The sequence below is a fragment of the Variovorax sp. 20P10.2.4 genome (genome assembly GCF_058244205.1).
The window spans coordinates 1-21,842 of the sequence record NZ_JBZAYE010000056.1 but is presented as its reverse complement, the minus strand read 5'-3'; the positions used below and the strand labels follow the sequence as shown (position 1 = coordinate 21,842).

The following is a 21,842-nucleotide window of genomic DNA, read 5'->3' as shown; positions in this document are numbered from 1 at the left end:
GGCGCCGCCGCTGCCGCTGAACAGCGCGTCGTGGAGCACGCGCAGGAAGACCTGGCCGCTCGATTGCGCAACGGGCGTGTTGAGCGCCGAGACGCACAGCGGCTCGATCAGCTCCTGCATCACGCGCGGCGTGAGGCCCGCGCAGAGTTCGGCGACGGTGGTCGAGGCGTCGCAGCGAAAGCCCTTCAACCGCCAGCCGATCGCGGTGCGCAGCAGCGCGGACTTGTCGCGCCAGGTCCAGCCGCGCGCCCGGAAGATGCCCACCAGCAGGTCGAGCGGTGCGGGCAGGCGCGGCAGCTGCAGGCCGCCGCCATCGGCGAAGCGCAGCGACAGCGGCAGGCGCAGCAGCGCCCGTTCGGGATCGACACCGACATCGCGCATCAGCTGCAGCGTGGCGGCGTAGGCGCCGATCAGAATGTGCTGGCCGTTGTCGAGCGCCATGCCGTGCATGTCGTCGACGCGGCGCGCGCGGCCGCCAGCATGGGGCGCGGCCTCGAACACGGTGACCGCGTGGCCCTGGCGCACGGCCTCGACCGCGCAGGCCAGGCCGGCCCAGCCGGCGCCGACGACCGCCAGCCTCACAGCCGGCCCAGCGCCTGCACCTTCCAGGCCAGCCACAGCTTGCGCACGGGCGTGAGGCTCACGCGCTGGTTCAGTACCTGGAAGTCGTCGCGCTCGATCTCGCGCAGCAGGGTGCGGTAGATGCTGGCCATCATCAGGCCCGGCTTCTGCGCGCGGCGGTCGGCCGCGGGCAGCAGCGCCAGCGCCTCGTCGTAGGCGGCATGGGCACGCTGCGCCTGGAACTTCATCAGCGCGACGAAGCGCTCGGAATGCACGCGGTTGAGGATCTCGTGCGCCTTGACCTCGTGCTTCTGCAGGTCGTTGACCGGCAGATAGATGCGACCGCGCAGGGCGTCCTCGCCCACGTCGCGGATGATGTTGGTGAGCTGCAGCGCGAGGCCGAGCTTGTGCGCGTAGGCGGTGGTCTGCGCCTCGGTCTGGCCGAAGATGCGCGCCGCCACCTCGCCCACCACGCCCGCCACCAGGTGGCAATAGCGCGCGAGGCCGGGGAAGTCGAGGTAGCGGGTCTGCTCGAGGTCCATCTGGCAGCCCTCGATGACCTGGTCGAGCTGGCGCGCCTCGATGCCGTAGGCCGCCACGTGCGGCATCAGCGCCTGCATCACCGGATGGCGCGGCGTGCCCGCGAAGGCCTGGGCCACCTCGGTGCGCCACCAGGCGAGCTTGGTGGCGGCCACGCCGGGGTCGCTGACTTCGTCGACCACGTCGTCGACCTCGCGGCAGAAGGCGTAGAAGGCGGTGATGGCCGCGCGCCGCGGCTTGGGAAGGAACAGGAAGGCGTAATAGAAACTGCTGCCCGAGGCGGCGGCCTTGTCTTGCACGTATTGCTCGGGATTCATCGGGAGGGCGCTGCGTTCATGGGCCGTGATTGTCTCCGCATCCGCAGTGCCTTCCAGAGCAGCACGGGGGCATCGGCCTTGCCGATCGTGGGCCGCTGCGTGAAGCTGTCGAAGCCCAGGTCCTCGATCTTGTCGAGGATGCGCAGGCCGCCCTGCACGACCAGGCGAAGCTCCCAGCCGGCGCGCCCCGGCAGTCGGTGCACCAGCGGCGCGCCCTGCTGCATCAGCTCGCGGGCCCAGAACGACACCACCGAGATCAGGTTGATCGCCTCCTGCGGCGGCGGGTAGGCGGGCGAGAGCGGCGCGAACACCTTGAAGTGCTGGCGCGTGAAGCCGCGCCGGGCGCAGTCGGTCAGCGGGAAGTAGAAGCGCCCGCGCGGCAGGTCCACGCTCGGGTCCTGCCAGAAATTGATGAGTTGCAGCGCGCTGCAGATGGCGTCGCTCTGCGCGAGCGAGGGCGCGTCGTGCACGCCGTACAGGTGCAGCAGCAGCCGGCCCACGGGGTTGGCCGAGCGGCGGCAGTAGTCGAGCAGCTCCTCGCGGTCGGCGTAGTCGCTGCCGTCGCGGGTCTTCACGATGTCCTGCATGAAGGCGTCGAGCAGGTCGGCCAGCAGCGTCTCGGGCAGGCCGAAGGCTTCGATGTTGTGGGCCAGCGGGCCGAACACCCCGGCCCAGGGCCCGGCCGGGTCGACCCGGCCCTGCGCCGCATCGGCCAGCGCGGCGCGGTAGGCGTGCAGTTCGGCCAGGCGCTGTGCGGGCGTGGCCTGGCCCTCGTCGGCGATGTCGTCGGCCGTGCGCGCGAAGTGGTAGATGGCCGCGATCGGCGCGCGCAGCCGCGGCGGGCACAGCCACGAGGCCACGGGAAAGTTCTCGTAGTGCGTCGGGGCGGCGGCGGCGTGGGGGGGAGGGGGCGTCTGGGACACGCTGCGATTGTCAACCAGCGCGGCTATGCTCCCGGCGTCCCCACTCCCGATTCTTGCTCCCATGAATGCACCGGCCAGGACTTCCATCGCGCAAGGCGACGCGGCGCACCCGGCCGGCAAGGGCCTGGTCGTGATCGCGGCGCTCGGCGTCGTGTTCGGCGACATCGGCACCTCGCCGCTGTACGCCTTCAAGGAAACCCTGAACCCCGAGCACGGCGTGCCGTTCTCGCCCGACGCGGTGCTGGGCCTGCTGTCGCTGATCTTCTGGGGCCTGCTGTTCGTGGTGACGCTCAAGTACGTGGTGTTCGTGCTGCGCGCCGACCACGACGGCGAGGGCGGCATCCTGGCGCTGCAGGCGCTGGCGCGCAATGCCGCCTCGCGCATCGGCGCGAAGCCCTGGCTCGGCCACCTGATCGGGCTGCTGGGCCTGGTGGGCGCGGCCATGTTCTACGGCGACAGCCTGATCACGCCGGCGATCTCGGTGCTGTCGGCGGTCGAGGGGCTGGAGGTGCGCGCGCCGATGCTCGAGCGCGCGGTGCTGCCGATCACGGTGGTGATCCTGATCGCGCTGTTCGCGGTGCAGAAGAAGGGCACGGGCGCGGTCGGCAAGGTGTTCGGGCCGGTGATGCTGCTGTGGTTCGTTGTGATCGGCGTGGCCGGGCTGCTGCAGGTGCTGGCCCAGCCGCAGGTGCTGGCGGCGCTCGATCCGCGCCGTGCCGTGCTGTTCCTGGTCGAGCACCGGCTGCAGTCGCTGGCGGTGCTGGGCGCGGTGTTCCTGGCCTTCACGGGCGGCGAGGCGCTCTATGCCGACATGGGCCACTTCGGCGCGCGGCCGATCCGGCTCGCCTGGCTCTTCATCGCGCTGCCGGGGCTGGTGCTCAACTACTTCGGCCAGGGCGCGTTGGTGCTGGCCAACCCGGCGGCGATCGACAACCCCTTCTTCCGGCTCTTTCCGGCCTGGGGCGTGCTGCCGATGGTGCTGCTGGCCGCGATGGCGACGGTGATCGCCTCGCAGGCCGTGATCTCGGGCGCCTTCTCGCTCACGGCGCATGCGATGCGCATGGGCTACCTGCCGCGCATGCGCGTGATCCAGACCTCGGGCACGGCGATCGGCCAGATCTACGTGCCGACCGTCAACTGGCTGCTGATGGTGGGCGTGCTGCTGCTAGTGCTGGGCTTCCGCAGTTCGAGCGCGCTGTCGGCGGCCTACGGCATCGCGGTGTCGATCACCATGGTCACGACCACCCTGCTGGCCGGCATCGTGGCCTGGGGGCTGTGGCGCTGGAACAAGCCGGCGGTGGCGCTGGGCGTGGCGGCCTTCGCGGCGGTCGACCTGACCTTCGTGGTCGCCAACAGCCTCAAGGTGGCCGAGGGCGGCTGGCTCACGCTGGCGGTGGCGGCGGGCGTGATGCTGCTGTTCACCACCTGGGCCAAGGGGCGGCGCCTGGGGCTGGAGGCGGCCGCGGCCGAGAGCCTGCCGCTGCGGCCCTTCTTCGAGTCGCTGGCCCACCACATGCCGCACCGGGTGCAGGGCACGGCGGTGTTCCTCAACGTCAACGTGACCTCGGTGCCGCACGCGCTGCTGCACAACCTCAAGCACAACCAGGTGCTGCACGAGCAGGTGATCGTGCTGCGCGTGCTGCCCTGCGACACGCCGCGCGTCGACGCGCGCCTGCGCATCGAGGCCGAGTCGCTGATGACCGGCATCTGGGTCGTGACCGCGCGCCACGGCTTCATGGAACGGCCCGACGTGCCCGAGTTCATCCGCATCCTGGCCTACCAGAAGACGCTGGCGATCGACTCGATGAAGACCTCGTACTTCGTCTCGCGCGCCTCGGTGGGCGAGGAGAACCTGCCGGGCCTCAACCCGATCCGGCGCGCGCTGTTCGGCTGGCTGCAGCGCAACGCGGGGCGCGCCTCGGACTACTTCGAGCTGCCCGACAACCGGCTGGTGGAAATGGGCCAGCGGACCTGAGCGCCGGCGCCGCCTCCCGCCGGCGTTAATGACCAGCGGGTAATTGACAGCGGTTCACGTTTACCCTAGATTACTAACCGGTGGGTCATTAAAGACCCGGTTCGTTCCTTCCAGGGTGTCTCATGACCGCCTCCCAATCCATCTTCTCGCTCGACCGCGCGGCCGCCTGGCTGCTGGTTCCCGCCTTCGTGGCCCTGGCCGCCTGCTCGCCGTCCAAACCCGCGGAGGAGCCGGTCCGCGCGGTCAAGCTGGTGACCGTGGGCACCAGCGAATTCGATGCCCAGCCCGAGTTCTCGGCCGAGGTGCGGGCGCGCGTCGAGTCGCGCCTGGGCTTCCGCGTGGCGGGCAAGATCACGCGCCGCCAGGCCGAGCTCGGCCAGCGCGTGCAGGCCGGCCAGGTGCTGGCCCAGCTCGATCCGCAGGACTACCGGCTGGCCGCCGAAGCGGCCCGTGCCCAGCAGGCCGCGGCGCTGACCAACCGCGACCTGGCCGCGGCCGACCTCAAGCGCTACCGCGAGCTGCGCGAGCAGAACTTCATCAGCGGCGCCGAGCTCGAGCGCCGCGAATCGACCTGGAAGGCGGCGCAGGCCCAGCTCGAGCAGGCGCAGGCCCAGCTCTCGTCGCAGGGCAACCAGGCCAACTACACGACGCTGGTGGCCGACGTGGCCGGCGTCATCACCGCCATCGAGGCCGAGCCGGGCCAGGTGGTGCAGGCCGGCACGCCGGTGGTGCGGATCGCGCAGGACGGCGCGCGCGACGTGGTGTTCGCGGTGCCGGAAGACCGCGCGGGCCTGATCAAGCCCGGCTCGGCGGTCGCGGTGCGCGGCTGGTCGGGCGGCGAGGAACTGCAGGGCCAGGTGCGCGAGGTGGCGGCCAGCGCCGACGCCGTGACCCGCACCTTCACCGTGAAGGTGGCGATCGATGCCGCGAGCGCGCCCGCGCTCGGCGCCACGGTCTATGCGCGGCCGCAGGCGCTCGCGCGCAGCGGCCCGGCCGTCGTCAAGCTGCCGACCAGCGCGCTGCGTCAGGAAGGCAAGGGCACGGCCGTGTGGGTGCTCGACAAGTCGACCATGACGGTGCGCTCGCAGCCGGTGCAGGTGGCGACCGCCGACGGCAACGAGGCCGTGATCGGCGCCGGTGTGACGCCCGGCATGCAGGTGGTGGTGGCCGGGGTGCACGTGCTGTCGCCGGGCCAGAAGGTCACGATCTACCAGCCGCGTGAAGTGGCGGCGGGCGGTGCGGACGCGGGCAGTGCCACGCAGGGCGTCGCGCCCGTGGCCGCCAACAAGAAGGAGATCGCAGCGGGTGCCGGCAAATGAGCGGCGCTGACAAGGCGAACCACGGCGCCGAGCCGGCCGCCCGCGCGGGCGGCTTCAATCTCTCGAAATGGGCGCTCGACCACGCGCCGCTCACGCGCTACCTGATGCTGGTGCTGATGCTGCTGGGCGCCTTCGCCTACTTCCAGCTCGGGCAGGACGAGGATCCGCCCTTCACCTTCCGCGCGATGGTGGTGCGCACCTACTGGCCCGGCGCCACCGCGCAGCAGGTGGCCGAGCAGGTCACCGACAAGCTCGAGCGCACGCTGCAGGAGGCGCCGTACGCCGACAAGATCCGCAGCTACTCCAAGCCCGGCGAGTCGCAGATCATCTTCCAGATCAAGGACTCCTCGAAGGCGAGCGAGGTCGCCAACGTCTGGTACACGGTGCGCAAGAAGATCGGCGACATGCGCGGCACCCTGCCCGCGGGCGTGCAGGGGCCGTTCTTCAACGACGACTTCGGCGACGTCTACGGCGTGATCTACGCGCTCGAGAGCGAAGGCTTCAGCTATGCCGAGCTCAAGACCCTGGCCGACGACGTGCGTCAGCAGCTGCTGCGCGTGAAGGACGTGGCCAAGGTCGACCAGTTCGGCGTGCAGGACGAGAAGGTCTTCATCGAGATCTCGCAGAAGCGCCTGGCGCAGCTGGGCCTCGACTTCAACGCCGTGCTGCAGCAGCTCGGTTCGCAGAACGCGGTCGAGAGCGCCGGCACGATCCAGTCGCCGCTCGACGTGGTGCAGGTGCGCGTGGGCGGGCAGTTCACCAACGTCGACCAGCTGCGCGAGATGCCGATCCGCGGCAGCTCGGGCAACCAGCTCAAGCTCGGCGACATCGCCGAGATCCGCCGCGGCTACATCGATCCGCCCTCGGTCAAGGTGCACCACCAGGGCAAGGAAGTGATCGCGCTCGGCGTCTCGATGACCAAGGGCGGCGACATCATCGCGCTGGGCAAGGCGCTGCGCGTGGCCACCGCGAGCATCGACAAGCAGCTGCCGCTGGGCGTGAAGCTCGCGCAGGTGCAGGACCAGCCGGTCGCCGTGGCGAGCTCGGTCAACGAGTTCGTGCGCGTGCTGATCGAGGCCGTGGCCATCGTGTTGGCGGTCAGCATCATCTCGCTGGGCCTGCACAAGGGCGGGCGCTTCGGCTGGTACATCGACATGCGCCCGGGCCTGGTGGTGGCGATCACCATCCCGCTGGTGCTGGCCGTGACCTTCCTGGCGATGAACTACTTCGGCATCGGGCTGCACAAGATCTCGCTGGGCTCGCTGATCATCGCGCTGGGCCTGCTGGTGGACGACGCGATCATCGCGGTCGAGATGATGGTGCGGAAGATGGAGGAGGGCTACGACAAGGTCCGCGCCGCCACCTTCGCCTACGACGTGACGGCCAAGCCCATGCTCACCGGCACGCTGATCACCGCCGCGGGCTTCCTGCCGATCGGCATCGCCAAGTCGGTGACCGGCGAATACACCTTCGCGATCTTCGCGGTGACGGTGATCGCGCTGGTGCTGTCGTGGATCGTCTCGGTGTACTTCGTGCCGTACCTGGGCACCTTGCTGCTCAAGGTCAAGCCGCACGACCCCGATGCGCCGCCGCACGAGCTGTTCGACACGCCGTTCTACAACGCCTTCCGCCGCGCGGTGAACTGGTGCGTGCAGCACCGCTGGCTGACCATCGGCGCCACCGTGCTGATCTTCGCGCTCGGCATCGTCGGCATGGGCAAGGTGCAGCAGCAGTTCTTCCCCGACTCGAGCCGGCCCGAGATCCTGGTCGACATCTGGTTCCCCGAGGGCACCTCGTTCCAGGCCAACGAGGAAGTGGCGAAGCGGGTCGAGCAGCGCATCCTCAAGGAAGCGGGCGTGAAGACCGTCAGCACCTGGATCGGCTCGGGCGTGCCGCGTTTCTACCTGCCGCTGGACCAGGTGTTCCCGCAGTCCAACGTCTCGCAGCTGATCGTGCTGGCGAGCGACCTCAAGGTGCGCGAGACGCTGCGGCTGTCGCTGCCCGGCCTGCTGGCGCAGGAATTCCCCGAGGTGCGCGGCCGCGTGAAGCTGCTGCCCAACGGGCCGCCGGTGCCGTACCCGGTGCAGTTCCGCGTGATCGGCACCGACCCGACGCAGCTGCGCGCGCACGCCGACGAGGTCAAGGCCGTGCTGCGCGAGAACGCCAACATGCGCGGCGTGAACGACAACTGGAACGAGTCGGTGAAGGTGATCCGCCTCGAGGTCGACCAGGCCAAGGCGCGCGCGCTCGGCGTGACCAGCCAGGCCATCGCGCAGGCCTCGCGCACCATGTTCAGCGGCACCACCGTGGGCCAGTACCGCGAGAACGACCTGCTGATCGACATCGTGCTGCGCCAGTCGGCCGACGAGCGCGAAGCCATCTCGGACATCGGCAACGCCTACCTGCCGACGGCCTCGGGCCGCTCGATCCCGCTGACGCAGATCGCCCGGCCGGTGTTCACCTGGGAGCCCGGCGTGATGTGGCGCGAGAACCGCGACTACGCGATCACCGTGCAGGGCGACGTGACCGAGGGCCTGCAGGGCGCGACCGTGACCGACCAACTGCTGCCGAAGCTGCGCGAGCTCGAGGCCGGCTGGCACGCGGCCGGGCAGGGCGCCTACCGCATCGAGGTGGCGGGTGCGGTGGAGGAGAGCAGCAAGGGCTCGGCCTCCATCGTGGCCGGCGTGCCGATCATGCTGTTCCTGGTGTTCACGCTGCTGATGCTGCAACTGCACAGCTTCAGCCGTTCGCTGCTGGTGTTCATCACCGGCCCCATGGGCATCGCCGGCGTGGCCGGTGCGCTGCTGGTGCTGAACCGGCCCTTCGGCTTCGTCGCGCTGCTCGGCGTGATCGCGCTGATGGGGATGATCCAGCGCAATGCCGTGATCCTGATCGACCAGATCGAGCACGACCGCGCGGCCGGCGTGCCGGCCTGGGACGCCATCGTCGAGTCGGCCGTGCGCCGCCTGCGCCCGATCGTGCTGACCGCCGCGGCCGCCGTGCTGGCGATGATCCCGCTCTCGCGCAGTGTGTTCTGGGGCCCGATGGCGGTCGCCATCATGGGTGGGCTGATCGTGGCGACGGTGCTGACCTTGCTGGCACTGCCGGCGATGTATGCGGCGGCGTTCCGGGTCAAGCGCGAGGAGGCGCAGCCCGCGGCACCGAGCGGGCCGGAGGCGGCCCCCATTCATGTTTAAAATCCGAAGCTGACCGATTTCAAGCGGATGGTCTTTGGCACCAGGGATGACCGAGGTGCCGGAAGGCCGTCCGCTTTTGCATTCACCTGAAAGATTGGCATCGCGCGGGTGGCGAAATTGGTAGACGCACCAGGTTTAGGTCCTGACGTTCGCAAGAACGTGCCGGTTCGAGTCCGGCCCCGCGCACCAGCCTCTGCTATGTAGACCGTTCTATCGAGCAGCGAGAAAGCCTCCGTTCCGCAGGGACCGGAGGCTTTTTTCGTGGGCTACCAGTCGTTGCTGCCGCCGCCGCTGTCGCTGCTGCTGCTCGAGCTGTCGCTGCTGTCGCTCGCGCTGTCCCACGAGCTCGTGTCCTTGATGCCGAAGTCCTTGTCCACGAAGCTGCGGTCGTACGAGGGTTCCGGGTCGGGATCGGACGACGACCACGGGCTGCGGCTGCTGCGGTGATGGTGGTGGTTGAAGATGTTCACCGTGGTGCCGCGCTGCTCGTCCGCGTGATCCTGGATGACCCGGCGCAGCACTTCGCCCACGACCACGGTGCCGACCACCGCGCCGACCGCGAGCGCTTCCGTGAGGTTCGGGCCCTGGCTCGGCACCGGCGTGGGCGGGAACTCCCGATCGCCGTCCGTCGCGGGCGTGCCGTAACCCATCGACGAATCGCTGAGGGGCCGCGAGAACCGGCGCGAGCGGGGCGCGGAGGGCTCCGTGGGCTCGAGAAGGTCGACGGTGCGCGAACGCCGCCGGAAGAAGACCTGCGCGACGAGGGCCAGCGCGAGGATGCCGGTCGCCGCCAGGGCAATCGGTCCCCAGGCGATCTTGCTGTCCGGCGGGAAGTAGTCGTTCGGCGAGGGCAGGCTCGAGGGCATCGCCGGCGCGGCGGGCAATGCGGCGGGCGCGGGCTCGGGCTGGATCTCGACCGGCGTCTCCAGCTTGCGTTCGAGCTTGGCGACCGATTCGGCCTTCGCGAACTCGAGGCTTGGCGACAGCTTCCTGGCCCGCGCCAGCGCCTCCCGTGCGTCGTCGAGCCGGTCCTGCATCGCCAGCAGCTCCGAGTGGACGAAATGGGCCTTCGCACTGCGGGGATGGCTCTTCAGCACTTTCTCGATCATCGCGTTGGCGGCGTCCATCCGGCCCTTGCTCGCCGCTTCGTGGATCTGCTGGATGGTTGGCACCTTCGCCGCCTGCGCGTCGCCGGTCTTCGCCTGGGCCGCCGGCGGAAGGGCGAACACGAGGGCGGCGGCAAGGGCCAGGCTGAAGGCGGCGAGCAGTCGCTGGAGCATCGGGTTTCCTGTGGGCAATGGCGAACCGGCCGCCACTGTAAGCGCGAAACCGGGGGCCATCCGGCCTGCCGTCCGCGGCCTCCGCGCATCGACTTCGGGTCATGCCCAAGGGAGCCTGTTCCGGCCGATTAGAATCTTGGGTTGCCCGGTTTTACGCGCAGCATGCGCGTGCCTCCGCATCAATCCCGCCAGCGCGTGTAAGTCCTTGATCTGTATTGATAAAAACGATGCAGGCCCCGCGTGGCAGCCCCCTCACAAGGAAGACATCATGACCGTGACCGTTGAAACCCTCGAGAAGCTCGAACGCAAGATCACGCTGACCCTGCCGGTCGGCATCATCCAGTCCGAAGTCGATTCGCGCCTCAAGAAGCTCGCGCGCACCGTCAAGATGGACGGCTTCCGTCCCGGCAAGGTGCCGATGAACGTCGTGGCCCAGCGCTATGGCTACTCGGTGCAGTTCGAGGTCATGAACGACAAGGTCGGCGAGGCCTTCTCGCAGGCCGCCAACGAAGCCAAGCTGCGCGTGGCCGGCCAGCCCCGCATCACCGAGAAGGAAGGCGCGCCCGAGGGCGAGCTGTCCTTCGACGCCGTGTTCGAGGTGTTCCCCGAAGTCAAGATCAACGACCTGTCGGGCGCCGAAGTCGAGAAGCTGTCGGCCGAAGTGGGCGACGACGCGATCGACAAGACGCTGGACATCCTGCGCAAGCAGCGCCGCACCTTCGCGCAGCGCGCGCAAGACGCCGTGGCCCAGGACGACGACCGCGTGACCGTCGACTTCGAAGGCAAGATCGACGGCGAGCCCTTCCAGGGCGGCAAGGCCGAGGACTTCCAGTTCGTGGTCGGCGAAGGCCAGATGCTCAAGGAATTCGAAGACGCCGTGCGCGGCATGAAGGCAGGCGACAGCCGCACCTTCCCGCTGTCGTTCCCGGCCGACTACCACGGCCAGGACGTGGCCGGCAAGCAGGCCGACTTCCTCGTCACGCTGAAGAAGATCGAAGCCTCGCACCTGCCCGAAGTCAACGAGCAGCTCGCCAAGTCGCTCGGCATCGCCGACGCCACGGTCGACGGCCTGCGCGCCGACATCAAGAAGAACCTCGAGCGCGAGGTCAAGTTCCGCCTGCTGGCGCGCAACAAGAACGCCGTGATGGACGCGCTGGTGGCCAACGCCGAGCTCGACCTGCCCAACGCCAGCGTGCAGTCCGAAGTCAACCGCATGATCGAAGGCGCGCGCGCCGAGCTCAAGCAGCGCGGCATCAAGGACGCCGACAAGGCCCCGATCCCCGAGGAAGTGTTCCGTCCCCAGGCCGAGCGCCGCGTGCGCCTGGGCCTGGTGGTCGCCGAGCTGGTGCGCGCCAACAACCTGCAGGCCAAGCCCGAGCAGATCAAGGCCCACATCGACGAGCTCGCCTCGAGCTACGAGAAGCCGGCCGACGTGGTGCGCTGGTACTTCAGCGACAACAACCGCCTGGCCGAAGTCGAGGCCGTGGTGATCGAGAACAACGTGACCGATTTCGTGCTCGGCAAGGCCAAGGTCGCCGAGAAGTCGGTGTCGTTCGACGAACTGATGGCGCAGCAGCAACAGGCCTGATCGCCGCCTCGGCCCGGGACGCCATGGGGCTTGTGCTTTGCGGCACGAGCCCCATTTCACTCAGGCGTACAGTTCAGATTGACGACAGCGAACGAACCCTTCTCCGGAGCAAATTCATGAGCGCACAGGAAATCCAAGGCCTCGGCATGGTCCCGATGGTCATCGAGCAATCGGGCCGTGGCGAACGGTCCTACGACATCTACTCGCGGCTCCTCAAGGAACGCATCATCTTCCTGGTGGGCGAGGTCAACGACCAGACCGCCAACCTCGTGGTGGCCCAGCTGCTGTTCCTCGAGAGCGAGAACCCCGACAAGGACATCTCGTTCTACATCAACTCCCCGGGCGGCAGCGTCACGGCCGGCATGGCGATCTACGACACCATGCAGTTCATCAAGCCCGAGGTCTCGACCCTGTGCGTGGGCTTCGCGGCCAGCATGGGCGCGTTCCTGCTCGCGGCCGGTGCCAAGGGCAAGCGCTTCTCGCTGCCCAACTCGAAGATCATGATCCACCAGGTGCTCGGCGGCGCCCGCGGCCAGGCCACCGACATCGAGATCCATGCGCGCGACATCCTGCGCACCAAGGACCAGATGAACCGCATCCTGGCCGAGCGCACCGGCCAGCCGCTGGACAAGGTCAAGTCCGATACCGAGCGCGATTACTTCCTGACGGCCGACGAGGCCAAGGACTACGGCCTGGTCGACCAGGTCATCGCCAAGCGCCCCTGAGCGGGGTTCGGCGCGCCGGCGTCGCGATGCCGGAGGCGCCAAAAAGGCAACAACGGCGTTTTCCACACGGGAAACGCCGTTTTTGTTTCGTTATCATTGTCCAAACCCGTTACGAGGCACCTGTCCATGGCCGAGAAAAAAGGCACTTCCAGCGAAAAAACGCTCTACTGCTCGTTCTGCGGCAAAAGCCAGCACGAGGTGAAGAAGCTGATCGCGGGTCCTTCGGTCTTCATCTGCGACGAGTGCATCGACCTCTGCAACGAGATCATCCGCGACGAACTGCCGGCCGGCGAGGAAGCGCGCGAGGCGCGCAACGACCTGCCGACGCCGCTCGAGATCAAGACCAACCTCGACAACTACGTGATCGGCCAGGAGCCGGCCAAGCGCATGCTGTCGGTGGCCGTCTACAACCACTACAAGCGCCTGCGCCACAAGGAAAAGGCCAAGGGCGAGGACGTGGAGCTCAGCAAGAGCAACATCCTCTTGATCGGCCCCACGGGCTCGGGCAAGACGCTCTTGGCGCAGACGCTGGCGCGCCAGCTCGACGTGCCCTTCGTGATGGCCGACGCCACCACGCTGACCGAGGCCGGCTACGTCGGCGAGGACGTCGAGAACATCATCCAGAAGCTGCTGCAGAGTTGCAACTACGAGGTCGAGCGCGCGCAGCGCGGCATCGTCTACATCGACGAGATCGACAAGATCTCGCGCAAGTCCGACAACCCCTCGATCACGCGCGACGTGTCGGGCGAGGGCGTGCAGCAGGCGCTGCTCAAGCTGATCGAAGGCACCATGGCCAGCGTGCCGCCCCAGGGCGGGCGCAAGCACCCGAACCAGGACTTCCTGCAGATCGACACGACCAACATCCTGTTCATCTGCGGCGGTGCCTTCGCGGGCCTCGAGAAGGTGATCGAGAACCGCACCGAGGCCTCGGGCATCGGTTTCGGCGCCAGCGTCAAGAGCAAGGCCCAGCGCAGCCTCACCGAGGTGTTCCGCGAGGTCGAGCCCGAGGATCTGATCAAGTTCGGCCTGATCCCCGAACTCGTGGGCCGCATGCCCGTGGTGGCCTCGCTGGCCGAGCTCAGCGAGGACGCGCTGGTGCGCATCCTCACCGAGCCCAAGAACGCCGTGGTCAAGCAGTTCACCAAGCTGCTGCAGATGGAGGGCGTGGACCTCGAGATCCGCCCCGCCGCCCTCAAGGCGATCGCGCGCAAGGCCCTGGCCCGCAAGACCGGCGCGCGCGGCCTGCGCTCGATCCTCGAGCAGTCGCTGATCGACACGATGTTCGAGCTGCCCAATGCCACCAACGTCGACAAGGTCGTGGTCGAGGAATCGACCATCGACGAGAACAAGCCCCCGCTGCTCGTGTACCGCGAGGCAGCCAAGAAGGCCTGAGTGACTCCCAAGCCGGCTCTTCCCCCCGAGATGCCCGGCGTCTTCGACAAAGACTGCGGCCGCGGGCTTGAAATGCCCGTGTCGCCGACCATCTTTGCTTGATCAATCAAAGGATATCCATGTCCGGTCATACCCCTCTGCCCGCCGACGCCATCGATCTGCCGCTGCTGCCGCTGCGCGATGTCGTCGTGTTCCCCCATATGGTGATCCCGCTGTTCGTGGGGCGCCCCAAGAGCATCAAGGCGCTCGAGCTGGCCATGGAGGCCGAGCGCCGCATCATGCTGGTGGCCCAGAAGGCCGCCGCCAAGGATGAGCCCTCGGTCGAGGACATGTTCGAGGTCGGCTGCGTCTCGACCATCCTGCAGATGCTCAAGCTGCCGGACGGCACGGTGAAGGTGCTGGTCGAAGGCCAGCAGCGCGCGCGCGTGAACCGCATCGATGACGGCGAGACCCACTTCTCGGCCAACGTGACGCCGGTGGCGGCGCCCGAGGGCGGCGAGAAGGGCACCGAGGTCGAGGCGCTGCGCCGCGCTGTGATGCAGCAGTTCGACCAGTACGTGAAGCTCAACAAGAAGATTCCGCCCGAGATCCTGACCTCGATCTCGAGCATCGACGATCCGGGCCGCCTGGCCGACACGATCGCCGCGCACCTGCCGCTCAAGCTCGACAACAAGCAGGCGGTGCTCGACCTCGACGACACCAAGGCACGGCTGGAGAACCTGTTCGGCCAGCTCGAGCGCGAAGTCGACATCCTCAACGTCGACAAGAAGATCCGTGGCCGCGTGAAGCGCCAGATGGAGAAGAACCAGCGCGACTTCTACCTCAACGAGCAGGTCAAGGCGATCCAGAAGGAGCTCGGCGAAGGCGAGGAGGGCGCGGACATCGAGGAGATCGAGAAGAAGATCAAGCTCGCCAAGATGCCCAAGGACGCGCTCAAGAAGGCCGAGGGCGAGCTCAAGAAGCTCAAGCTGATGTCGCCGATGTCGGCCGAAGCCACCGTGGTGCGCAACTACATCGACGTGCTGGTGGGCCTGCCTTGGGCCAAGCGGACCAAGATCAAGCACGACCTCGCGAATGCCGAGGCGGTGCTCAACGCCGACCACTACGGCCTCGAGAAGGTCAAGGACCGCATCCTCGAGTACCTCGCGGTGCAGCAGCGTGTCGACAAGGTCAAGGCGCCGATCCTGTGCCTCGTGGGCCCGCCGGGTGTGGGCAAGACCTCGCTCGGGCAGTCGATCGCCAAGGCGACCGGCCGCAAGTACACCCGCATGGCGCTCGGCGGCATGCGCGACGAAGCCGAGATCCGCGGCCACCGCCGTACCTACATCGGCGCGCTGCCGGGCAAGGTGCTGCAGGGGCTGAGCAAGATCGGCACGCGCAATCCGCTGTTCCTGCTCGACGAGATCGACAAGCTGGGCACCGACTTCCGCGGCGACCCGTCGAGCGCGCTGCTCGAGGTGCTCGATCCCGAGCAGAACCACACCTTCGGCGACCACTACGTGGAAGTCGACTTCGACCTGAGCGACGTGATGTTCGTCGCCACCTCGAACTCGATGAACATTCCGCCGGCGCTGCTGGACCGCATGGAAGTCATCCGCCTCTCGGGCTACACCGAGGACGAGAAGACCAACATCGCGATCAAGTACCTGCTGCCCAAGCAGCTGAAGAACAACGGCGTGAAGGAAGAGGAACTGCTCGTCACCGAGGAGGCCGTGCGCGACATCGTGCGCTACTACACGCGTGAAGCCGGCGTGCGTTCGCTCGAGCGCGAGCTCTCGAAGATCTGCCGCAAGGTGGTCAAGGGCCTGCTGCTCAAGCAGATGACGCCCAAGGTCACGGTCACCGGCGAGAACCTCAACGACTTCCTCGGCGTGCGCAAGTTCACCTTCGGCCTGGCCGAGAAGCAGAACCAGGTCGGCCAGGTGGTCGGCCTCGCATGGACCGAGGTCGGCGGCGACCTGCTGACGATCGAAGCCGTGACCATGCCCGGCAAGGGCGTGATCAGCCGCACCGGTTCGCTGGGCGACGTGATGAAGGAATCGGTCGAGGCCGCGCGCACCGTGGTGCGCAGCCGCTCGCGTCGCCTGGGCATCAAGGACGAGGTGTTCGAGAAGCGCGACATCCACATCCACGTGCCCGACGGCGCCACGCCCAAGGACGGCCCGAGCGCAGGCGCGGCGATGACCACGGCCTTCGTGTCGGCGCTCACGGGCATCCCGGTGCGCGCCGATGTGGCGATGACCGGCGAGATCACGCTGCGCGGCGAGGTCACGGCGATCGGCGGCCTGAAGGAAAAGCTGCTGGCGGCCCTGCGCGGCGGCATCAAGACAGTGCTGATCCCCGAGGAGAACGCCAAGGACCTGCAGGACATTCCCGAGAACGTGAAGAACGGCCTCGAGATCGTGCCGGTCAAGTGGATCGACAAGGTGCTCGAGATCGCGCTCGAGAAGCTGCCCACGCCGCTGTCCGACGAAGAGGTCGCGGCCTCGGCGGCGGCCGTGGCCGAGATCGCGAAGCAGCGCGAGTCGCAGGCTTCGGAAGGCTCGGTCAAGCATTGAACGACACGATCATGAAATTCGGGGGCTCGCCTTGCGAAACCCCGAAAATCTGGTCTATAATTCAAGGCTCGAAACGCGGGAATAGCTCAGTTGGTAGAGCGCAACCTTGCCAAGGTTGAGGTCGAGAGTTCGAGACTCTTTTCCCGCTCCAGTTTTGAAAAAGGGAAGCAACAGCTTCCCTTTTTTTCGCTAGTTCGATTTCGTTTTTTCTGCGTGGCGCGATAGCAAAGCGGTTATGCAACGGATTGCAAATCCGTCTAGTCCGGTTCGACTCCGGATCGCGCCTCCACACTTCTCCCGTTGAACAGCTTCGATGATCCCAGGCCCCGCCAACCGACGTTGACGGGGCTGTTTTCATTTGGGGTATCGTCGTCATTCAACCCGGGGCCCGGATGGTGAAATTGGTAGACACATCGGACTTAAAATCCGCCGCTTCCTTAATCGGGGCATACGGGTTCGACCCCCGTTCCGGGCACCACATCTAACAAGGGAGCATTCAATGCCTCGCTACAACGCTCCATTCGAAATTCATGTGCATGGCGACGTGGCCCTGCGTTCGGACGTCGGTTTCGACCAGATCCAGGAAGCGCTGAAGCCATTGTGGAAATACGCGGGCGCCAAGTCGCTCGCCGACGGCGCCGCCAGCTCCTACGAGGAAGAACCCGGCATCCGCTTCGAGCCCAAGGACCACATGCTCCAGATGTGCTGGACCGTGGCCGGCGACGAGGACTTCCGCCAGGCGCTCGACGAGATGTGCATGGCCCTGAACGAACTGTCCGAGCGCGGCGCGGCGATCGAGGTCACCTTCTACGACACCGACTTCGACGAGGAAGAGGGCGACCCCGACGAGGAGTCGCGCGACGACTTCGTGATGCTGTTCGTGGGCCCGAATCCGGCCGCGATCATGCAGGTGCAGCGCGACCTGCTGGTCGAGGACGTGGTGAACCTGATGGAGCGCCACTTCGATGGCTCCGAACTCGGCGGCGTGGTGGCCGAGATCGACCGCCTGTTCAGCGACCGCTTCGATGCCCTGGTGAATTCGCTCGAGATCGGCAAGCGCCCGCGCGGCACCGGCGGTACCGGTGGCGGCGGCAGCAGCGGCCATGGCGGCGGACGCCGCCCGCGCCACCTGCACTGAGCGCCACACGCCTGCCACGCGGCGCCACCACCATCCGCCGCATGGTAGCGCTCTTTCCTTCTTCCGCCCTCAACACCGGCGTGCGCAAGCGCGAGGTGTTCGGCTGGGCCATGTACGACTTCGCCAACTCGGGCTACACGACCGTGGTCATCACGGCCGTGTTCGCCGCCTACTTCGTGGGCGGCATCGCCAAGGGCGCGGCCTGGGGGCCGTTCGCCTGGACCGTGGCGCTCAGCATCTCCTACGCGATCGTGATGTTCACGATGCCGGCCATCGGTGCCTGGGCCGACCTGCGCGCGGCCAAGAAGCGGCTGCTGGCGATCACCACCCTGGGCTGCGTGATCGGCACCGCGGCGCTGGCGCTCTCGCCGCGCTTCTCGGGCGCCACGGGCGTGGCGGTCGCCATGCTGCTGATCGTGGTGTCGAACACCTTCTACTCCTACGGCGAGTCGCTGACCGGCGCCTTCCTGCCCGAGCTCGCGACGCCCGAGGGCATGGGCAAGGTCAGCGGCTGGGGCTGGGCCTTCGGCTATGTCGGCGGCATGCTGGCGCTGGGCCTGTGCCTGGCCTACGTGCTGTGGTCGCAGGCCCGCGGCCTGCCGGCCTCGCACTTCGTGCCGGTGACGATGCTGATCACCGCCGCGATCTACGGCACGGCCGCCTGCGCCACCTTCGCGCTGCTGCCCGAGCGCGCCAAGCCGAGCGCGCAGGCTCTCGGCGACGCCAAGGCGCCGGGTGCCTGGCAACAGCTGCGCTCCACCTTCCGCCAGGCGCGCGCCTACCGCGACTTCATGACGCTGCTGGCCTGCACCGTCTGCTACCAGGGCGGCGTGGCGGTGGCCATCACGCTGGCCGCGATCTATGCCGAGCAGGTGATCGGCTTCGTCGCGAGCGAGACCATGGTGCTGATCTTCGTGCTCAACATCGCGGCGGCGCTCGGTGCCTTCGGCTTCGGCTACGTGCAGGACCGCATCGGCCACAAGACCTCGCTGGCCGTCACGCTGGTGGCCTGGATCGCGGTCTGCGTGATCGCCGCGCTGGTCACGACCAAGGGTGGCTTCTGGTGGGCCGCGGCCATCGCGGGCCTGGCGATGGGTTCGAGCCAGTCGGCCGGCCGTGCGATGACCGGCTACTTCGCGCCGCCGGCCCAGATGGCCGAGTTCTTCGGCCTCTGGTCCTTCGCCACGCGGCTCGCGAGCATCGTCGGCCCGCTGGCCTACGGCGCGGTCACCTGGCTCACGGCCGGCAACCAGCGCATCGCGATCCTGTCGACCGCGGTGCTGTTCGTCGCCGGCCTGCTGCTGCTGTGGCCGATCGACGTGCGGCGCGGCCGCGAGGCCGCGCTGCGAGGGCAGGGGTAGGTCTCAGGAACCGCCGAACAGGCTGCCGTTGGTCAGGGGCCAGCCGGTACCGGCCTGGGACTTCCAGTTCGCCGTGTTCTTCACGCTGGCCGTGAAGTTCGCGATGTCGGTCGGCGTCGGCGAGGCCGGCAGCATCGGACCGTTGTAGAGCACGTCGAACTTGTCGGGGAAGTTGATCGCGACACCCGCGCTGCTCAGCGCGGCGGGAATGCTGCCCGCGCCCGTGGCCGGACCCACCGTGATGCTGGCCAGGTAGGTACCCACGCCACTGATCGCACCAGCCGCTCCGTCGCCCAGACCCGCGACGGTGCCGCCGACGAAGGCATAGACCGTCTCGTTGGTCGCGCTGAGGCCGCCGCCCGCACCCTGCGTGGTGCCGATGTTGGCGATCGGGTTGGTGTTCTTGCTGACGTCCGGCTGGATGGTCACGATGGTGCCCACCGTGAGATTGCGGTCGGCGGTCCAGACATAGGCGCTCTCGTTGGTCACGCCGTCGAACTCCTTGTCGGCGGTGCGATCGCGGTCGGTGAACACGATGCGCGTGCCGGCATCCATCGGCTTGAGCAGCACGAAGGCGAAGGCGTCGGTCTTGTCGGCGTTCAGGCCCAGGAACAGGATGTCGCCGGGGCCGAAGGAGGGCGGCGCGCTGGTGGTGAAGGCGATGGTGCTCGCATCGGACACGCCCGCGAAAGCGTTGCCCTTGGCATCGAGCACGGCGTTGGCGTCCACGGTCACGTAGTAGCCGGTGGACGTGGCGAGCGGCTGGCTCGGCGTGAACGTCAGCACGTTGAAGGCACGCTGCACGCGCGCGGCCGGGCTCGCGGCCGAGAAGGTTTCGACCACGCTGCCGTCGGCCTTGTGCAGCACGATGTTGCCCGCGCCCAGGCGCACGCCCTCGTTGAAATTCAGCGTGATCTTCGAGTTCACGCCCACGCTGCCGTCACCGGCCTTGGGCGAGGCGCTCTTGAGCACCGGCGCGGCGGTATCGACCCAGGGCTGGCCCAGGCGCACGACGAAGCCCTCGAACTTCTGGTCGGCCGGCGGCAGGTCCTTCGACGCGTCGGTCTGGCCCGGCCACACGGTGTCGCCGTTGTCGAGCAGCAGCTGCACCTGCGTGCCGGCCGCGACCGGGCCGGGCACTTCCACGGCCGACTCGAAGCTGCCGCCGGTGGCCTTGCGCAGCGCGTCGAGGTCGTTCGAGAGCTCGACCGGTGCTTCGGCCGGATTGCCGCTCCACGAGAACAGCGCGAAGTTGCGGTCCACGTCGGCGCTGGCCGGGCCCGCGGGGCCGGCGGTGATCAGGTAGCGGCCGTCGGTGCCCTTGTCGATCGAGCGGATGCCGCGGCCACCGAGGTCGATCTCGATCGGCGCGCCGAAGCTGGCCTGCGTGGCGGTCTTGTTCACCAGTGCGGCGTAGTTCTGCACCGGCACGATCAGGGCATTGGTGCGCGTCGAGGTGCTGGTCTGCGGTGCGCGGAAGCCCAGCCACAGCGCGGTGTCGCCCGGCGAGGAGGTCATGCCCTCGATCGAGAAGCCGTTGACCTGCTCGGGGATCACGCCCTTGCCGGCCGAGACGGCGAAGCCGAAGTGGTCGGCGCCCAGGCCGTGGCCGTTACCGGCGTCCCAGGCCACGAGCTGGCTTTCGAGCTGGGCGAACTCGCCGACGTAGTTGAAGGCGGTGGCGGCACCCGTGCCGCTGACCTTGATCGCGAGCAGGTGCGAGCGCGCGGGGGCGTCCGAGCCGTCCTTCTTGTTGCTGTTGGAGCCGGTGAGATACAGCGTGTCGCCGATGCGCACGCCGGCCTCGAGATCGAGCTCGCCGGTCAGCTTGGGGTCGTTGTCCTGGTAGCTCCATTCCTTGACCGCGGCGCCGCCGGCACGCGGATACACGCGCAGCACGTTGGCCTCGTCGTCGGCCACGATCATGAAGCCGTCGGGCAGCGCGAAGGCGGTGGAAGCGTCGGAGGAGCCGACCTTGGTACCGGCATTGGGCGTGAAGGTCGCGCTCGAGACCAGCTGGCCCTGCGGCGCGGGCGGCGGCGGAGCCGTCGCGGGCGGGGGAGGCGGCAGGAAGCCGACGAAACCGCCGTCGCTACCGCCGCCACCGCAGGCGGCCAGCATCAGCGAGAGGGCGCTGGCGAGCAGCATGGGCTTGAAGGGAATGCGGTTCGAGCGAAGCGGAGTGGGCGTTGTCATGGTGCGCGTTGGTTGTTCTGAACAAACCGCGCATGCTGGTACTTTGGGATGACATTTCAGTGAAACACCGAGGTGCTTCACGGTAAAGACGCGATGTCAGAACGAAGACTGCCGCAGCGACTTCGGTACCTTGTAGCGTTCGCCGTCGTAGCGCAGCGTCACCGAATTGAAACGCCCGGGCAGCGCCTTCTCGACGCAGCCCTGGTCCTCGGATGCCTGCGCGCGGCTTTGCACGACGGTGCGCGACAGCATCAGGTCGGCATAGCCGTTGCTCGCGGCCTTGCCCACCGAGAGCATGGTGCGCAGCTTCTCGAAATGCCCGGCGCAGGCCGAGGCATCCCATTCGCCGCTCTCGCGGTCGAGCTCGATCTCCTGCAGCACCTGGCGCAGCTTCGAGCCCTGCTGCACGTAGAGGCGCAGCGTCTCGCTCGCGGCGCTGGCCGTGCCGATGTCGCGGTAGCGCACGCGCAGGCCGAAGGCGCGGGTGTCGCTCGCGAGCACGTAGCGCGAGGTGTCGATGCGCACGTCCTGGATCAGGTTGTGGCGGTCCTCGTCGAGCGCCTCGGCCTGGAAGAGCCGGCCGATGACGGTGTCGCGCTCGGTGTTGCCGTTGTCGGGGCGCTGGATCAGCAGCACCTCGAGGTCGTAGACCTTGGCGCCGTTGTCGCTGGTCTCGCGCGGCATCGGCAGCACGACGATGCTGCGGCCCGGATAGGCCGGCCAGGGCCTGCAGGCGGCCAGCCGCTCGTCGAGCGGCCGGTGCGGATGCAGC

15 protein-coding genes and 4 tRNA genes are annotated in these 21,842 nt (G+C 68.0%); 13 read left to right on the top strand and 6 right to left on the bottom strand.

Translation table 11 applies throughout. The features are described 5' to 3' along the window. The 3 genes from AC27VN_RS08370 to hpnC all read right to left on the bottom strand — a co-directional run. The coding region (locus AC27VN_RS08370; RefSeq protein ID WP_490876233.1) for an NAD(P)-binding protein at positions 1 to 582 on the bottom strand (582 nt) is incomplete at its 3' end. After that, positions 579 to 1,418, bottom strand: a complete 840-nt coding sequence (gene hpnD / locus AC27VN_RS08365; protein ID WP_093344234.1) for a presqualene diphosphate synthase HpnD — start codon at positions 1,416 to 1,418, stop codon at positions 579 to 581. The genes AC27VN_RS08370 and hpnD, both read right to left, overlap by 4 nt. Then, a complete protein-coding gene (gene hpnC / locus AC27VN_RS08360; RefSeq protein WP_490876232.1) occupies positions 1,415 to 2,341 on the bottom strand; it encodes a squalene synthase HpnC in 927 nt (308 codons plus the stop codon). Before hpnC ends, hpnD begins: the two co-directional genes overlap by 4 nt. Positions 2,342 to 2,402: 61 nt before the next feature. On the opposite strand from hpnC, the gene AC27VN_RS08355 reads away from it, so the two are divergent. The 4 genes from AC27VN_RS08355 (at position 2,403) to AC27VN_RS08340 (ending at position 9,021) form a co-directional block, all read left to right on the top strand. Then, the gene (locus tag AC27VN_RS08355; RefSeq protein ID WP_490876231.1) at positions 2,403 to 4,316 is read left to right on the top strand and encodes a potassium transporter Kup; all 1,914 of its coding nucleotides are present in this window, start codon (positions 2,403 to 2,405) and stop codon (positions 4,314 to 4,316) included. Between the two features lie 122 nt (positions 4,317 to 4,438). After that, complete coding sequence (locus AC27VN_RS08350) at positions 4,439 to 5,635, top strand: efflux RND transporter periplasmic adaptor subunit (protein ID WP_490876230.1); 1,197 nt, start codon at positions 4,439 to 4,441, stop codon at positions 5,633 to 5,635. Next, the gene (locus AC27VN_RS08345) at positions 5,632 to 8,832 is read left to right on the top strand and encodes an efflux RND transporter permease subunit (protein ID WP_490876229.1); all 3,201 of its coding nucleotides are present in this window, start codon (positions 5,632 to 5,634) and stop codon (positions 8,830 to 8,832) included. Before AC27VN_RS08350 ends, AC27VN_RS08345 begins: the two co-directional genes overlap by 4 nt. A 102-nt stretch (positions 8,833 to 8,934) precedes the next feature. After that, positions 8,935 to 9,021 (top strand) — tRNA-Leu (locus AC27VN_RS08340). 77 nt (positions 9,022 to 9,098) lie between these two features. On the opposite strand, the gene AC27VN_RS08335 is transcribed toward AC27VN_RS08340, so the two are convergent. Then, positions 9,099 to 10,172 (bottom strand): hypothetical protein, encoded by a 1,074-nt coding sequence (locus AC27VN_RS08335; RefSeq protein ID WP_490876228.1) that lies wholly within the window; start codon positions 10,170 to 10,172, stop codon positions 9,099 to 9,101. Positions 10,173 to 10,380: 208 nt separating this feature from the next. On the opposite strand from AC27VN_RS08335, the gene tig reads away from it, so the two are divergent. The 9 genes from tig (at position 10,381) to AC27VN_RS08290 (ending at position 18,874) form a co-directional block, all read left to right on the top strand. Continuing rightward, on the top strand, positions 10,381 to 11,700 hold the full coding sequence (gene tig / locus AC27VN_RS08330; RefSeq protein WP_093344226.1) for a trigger factor: 1,320 nt from the start codon (positions 10,381 to 10,383) through the stop codon (positions 11,698 to 11,700). A 116-nt stretch (positions 11,701 to 11,816) separates the two neighbouring features. Continuing rightward, positions 11,817 to 12,425 carry an ATP-dependent Clp endopeptidase proteolytic subunit ClpP gene (gene clpP / locus AC27VN_RS08325; RefSeq protein ID WP_093344225.1) on the top strand — a complete coding sequence of 203 codons (609 nt, stop codon included), beginning with the start codon at positions 11,817 to 11,819 and terminating at the stop codon, positions 12,423 to 12,425. 126 nt (positions 12,426 to 12,551) lie between these two features. Then, positions 12,552 to 13,817: an ATP-dependent Clp protease ATP-binding subunit ClpX gene (gene clpX / locus AC27VN_RS08320; protein ID WP_093344223.1), complete on the top strand. Its 1,266-nt coding sequence runs from the start codon at positions 12,552 to 12,554 to the stop codon at positions 13,815 to 13,817. A 119-nt stretch (positions 13,818 to 13,936) separates the two neighbouring features. Further along, entirely contained in the window at positions 13,937 to 16,375 is a 2,439-nt protein-coding gene (lon, locus tag AC27VN_RS08315; RefSeq protein WP_093344222.1) for an endopeptidase La, read from the top strand. 75 nt (positions 16,376 to 16,450) lie between these two features. Next, positions 16,451 to 16,526 (top strand) — tRNA-Gly (locus AC27VN_RS08310). A 64-nt stretch (positions 16,527 to 16,590) separates the two neighbouring features. After that, positions 16,591 to 16,664 (top strand) — tRNA-Cys (locus AC27VN_RS08305). Positions 16,665 to 16,761: 97 nt separating this feature from the next. Next, positions 16,762 to 16,853 (top strand) — tRNA-Leu (locus AC27VN_RS08300). A gap of 21 nt (positions 16,854 to 16,874) precedes the next feature. Then, entirely contained in the window at positions 16,875 to 17,513 is a 639-nt protein-coding gene (locus AC27VN_RS08295; protein WP_093344220.1) for a DUF6806 family protein, read from the top strand. Between the two features lie 41 nt (positions 17,514 to 17,554). Then, complete coding sequence (locus AC27VN_RS08290; RefSeq protein WP_490876227.1) at positions 17,555 to 18,874, top strand: MFS transporter; 1,320 nt, start codon at positions 17,555 to 17,557, stop codon at positions 18,872 to 18,874. A gap of 3 nt (positions 18,875 to 18,877) precedes the next feature. Here AC27VN_RS08290 and AC27VN_RS08285 read toward each other — a convergent pair whose 3' ends face one another. Further along, a complete protein-coding gene (locus tag AC27VN_RS08285; protein ID WP_490876226.1) occupies positions 18,878 to 21,070 on the bottom strand; it encodes an Ig-like domain-containing domain in 2,193 nt (730 codons plus the stop codon). Positions 21,071 to 21,166: 96 nt separating this feature from the next. Beyond that, on the bottom strand, positions 21,167 to 21,842 hold a 676-nt coding region (locus AC27VN_RS08280), incomplete at its 5' end, for a PA3715 family protein (RefSeq protein ID WP_490876225.1).

Coding starts and splice junctions, on each gene's coding strand:
- hpnD (WP_093344234.1), bottom strand. CDS start 1,418: ATGAATCCCGAGCAATACGTGCAAGACAAGGCCGCCGCCTCGGGCAGC.
- AC27VN_RS08355 (WP_490876231.1), top strand. CDS start 2,403: ATGAATGCACCGGCCAGGACTTCCATCGCGCAAGGCGACGCGGCGCAC.
- AC27VN_RS08350 (WP_490876230.1), top strand. CDS start 4,439: ATGACCGCCTCCCAATCCATCTTCTCGCTCGACCGCGCGGCCGCCTGG.
- AC27VN_RS08345 (WP_490876229.1), top strand. CDS start 5,632: ATGAGCGGCGCTGACAAGGCGAACCACGGCGCCGAGCCGGCCGCCCGC.
- AC27VN_RS08335 (WP_490876228.1), bottom strand. CDS start 10,172: ATGGCCCCCGGTTTCGCGCTTACAGTGGCGGCCGGTTCGCCATTGCCC.
- tig (WP_093344226.1), top strand. CDS start 10,381: ATGACCGTGACCGTTGAAACCCTCGAGAAGCTCGAACGCAAGATCACG.
- clpP (WP_093344225.1), top strand. CDS start 11,817: ATGAGCGCACAGGAAATCCAAGGCCTCGGCATGGTCCCGATGGTCATC.
- clpX (WP_093344223.1), top strand. CDS start 12,552: ATGGCCGAGAAAAAAGGCACTTCCAGCGAAAAAACGCTCTACTGCTCG.
- lon (WP_093344222.1), top strand. CDS start 13,937: ATGTCCGGTCATACCCCTCTGCCCGCCGACGCCATCGATCTGCCGCTG.
- AC27VN_RS08295 (WP_093344220.1), top strand. CDS start 16,875: ATGCCTCGCTACAACGCTCCATTCGAAATTCATGTGCATGGCGACGTG.
- AC27VN_RS08290 (WP_490876227.1), top strand. CDS start 17,555: ATGGTAGCGCTCTTTCCTTCTTCCGCCCTCAACACCGGCGTGCGCAAG.
- AC27VN_RS08285 (WP_490876226.1), bottom strand. CDS start 21,070: ATGACAACGCCCACTCCGCTTCGCTCGAACCGCATTCCCTTCAAGCCC.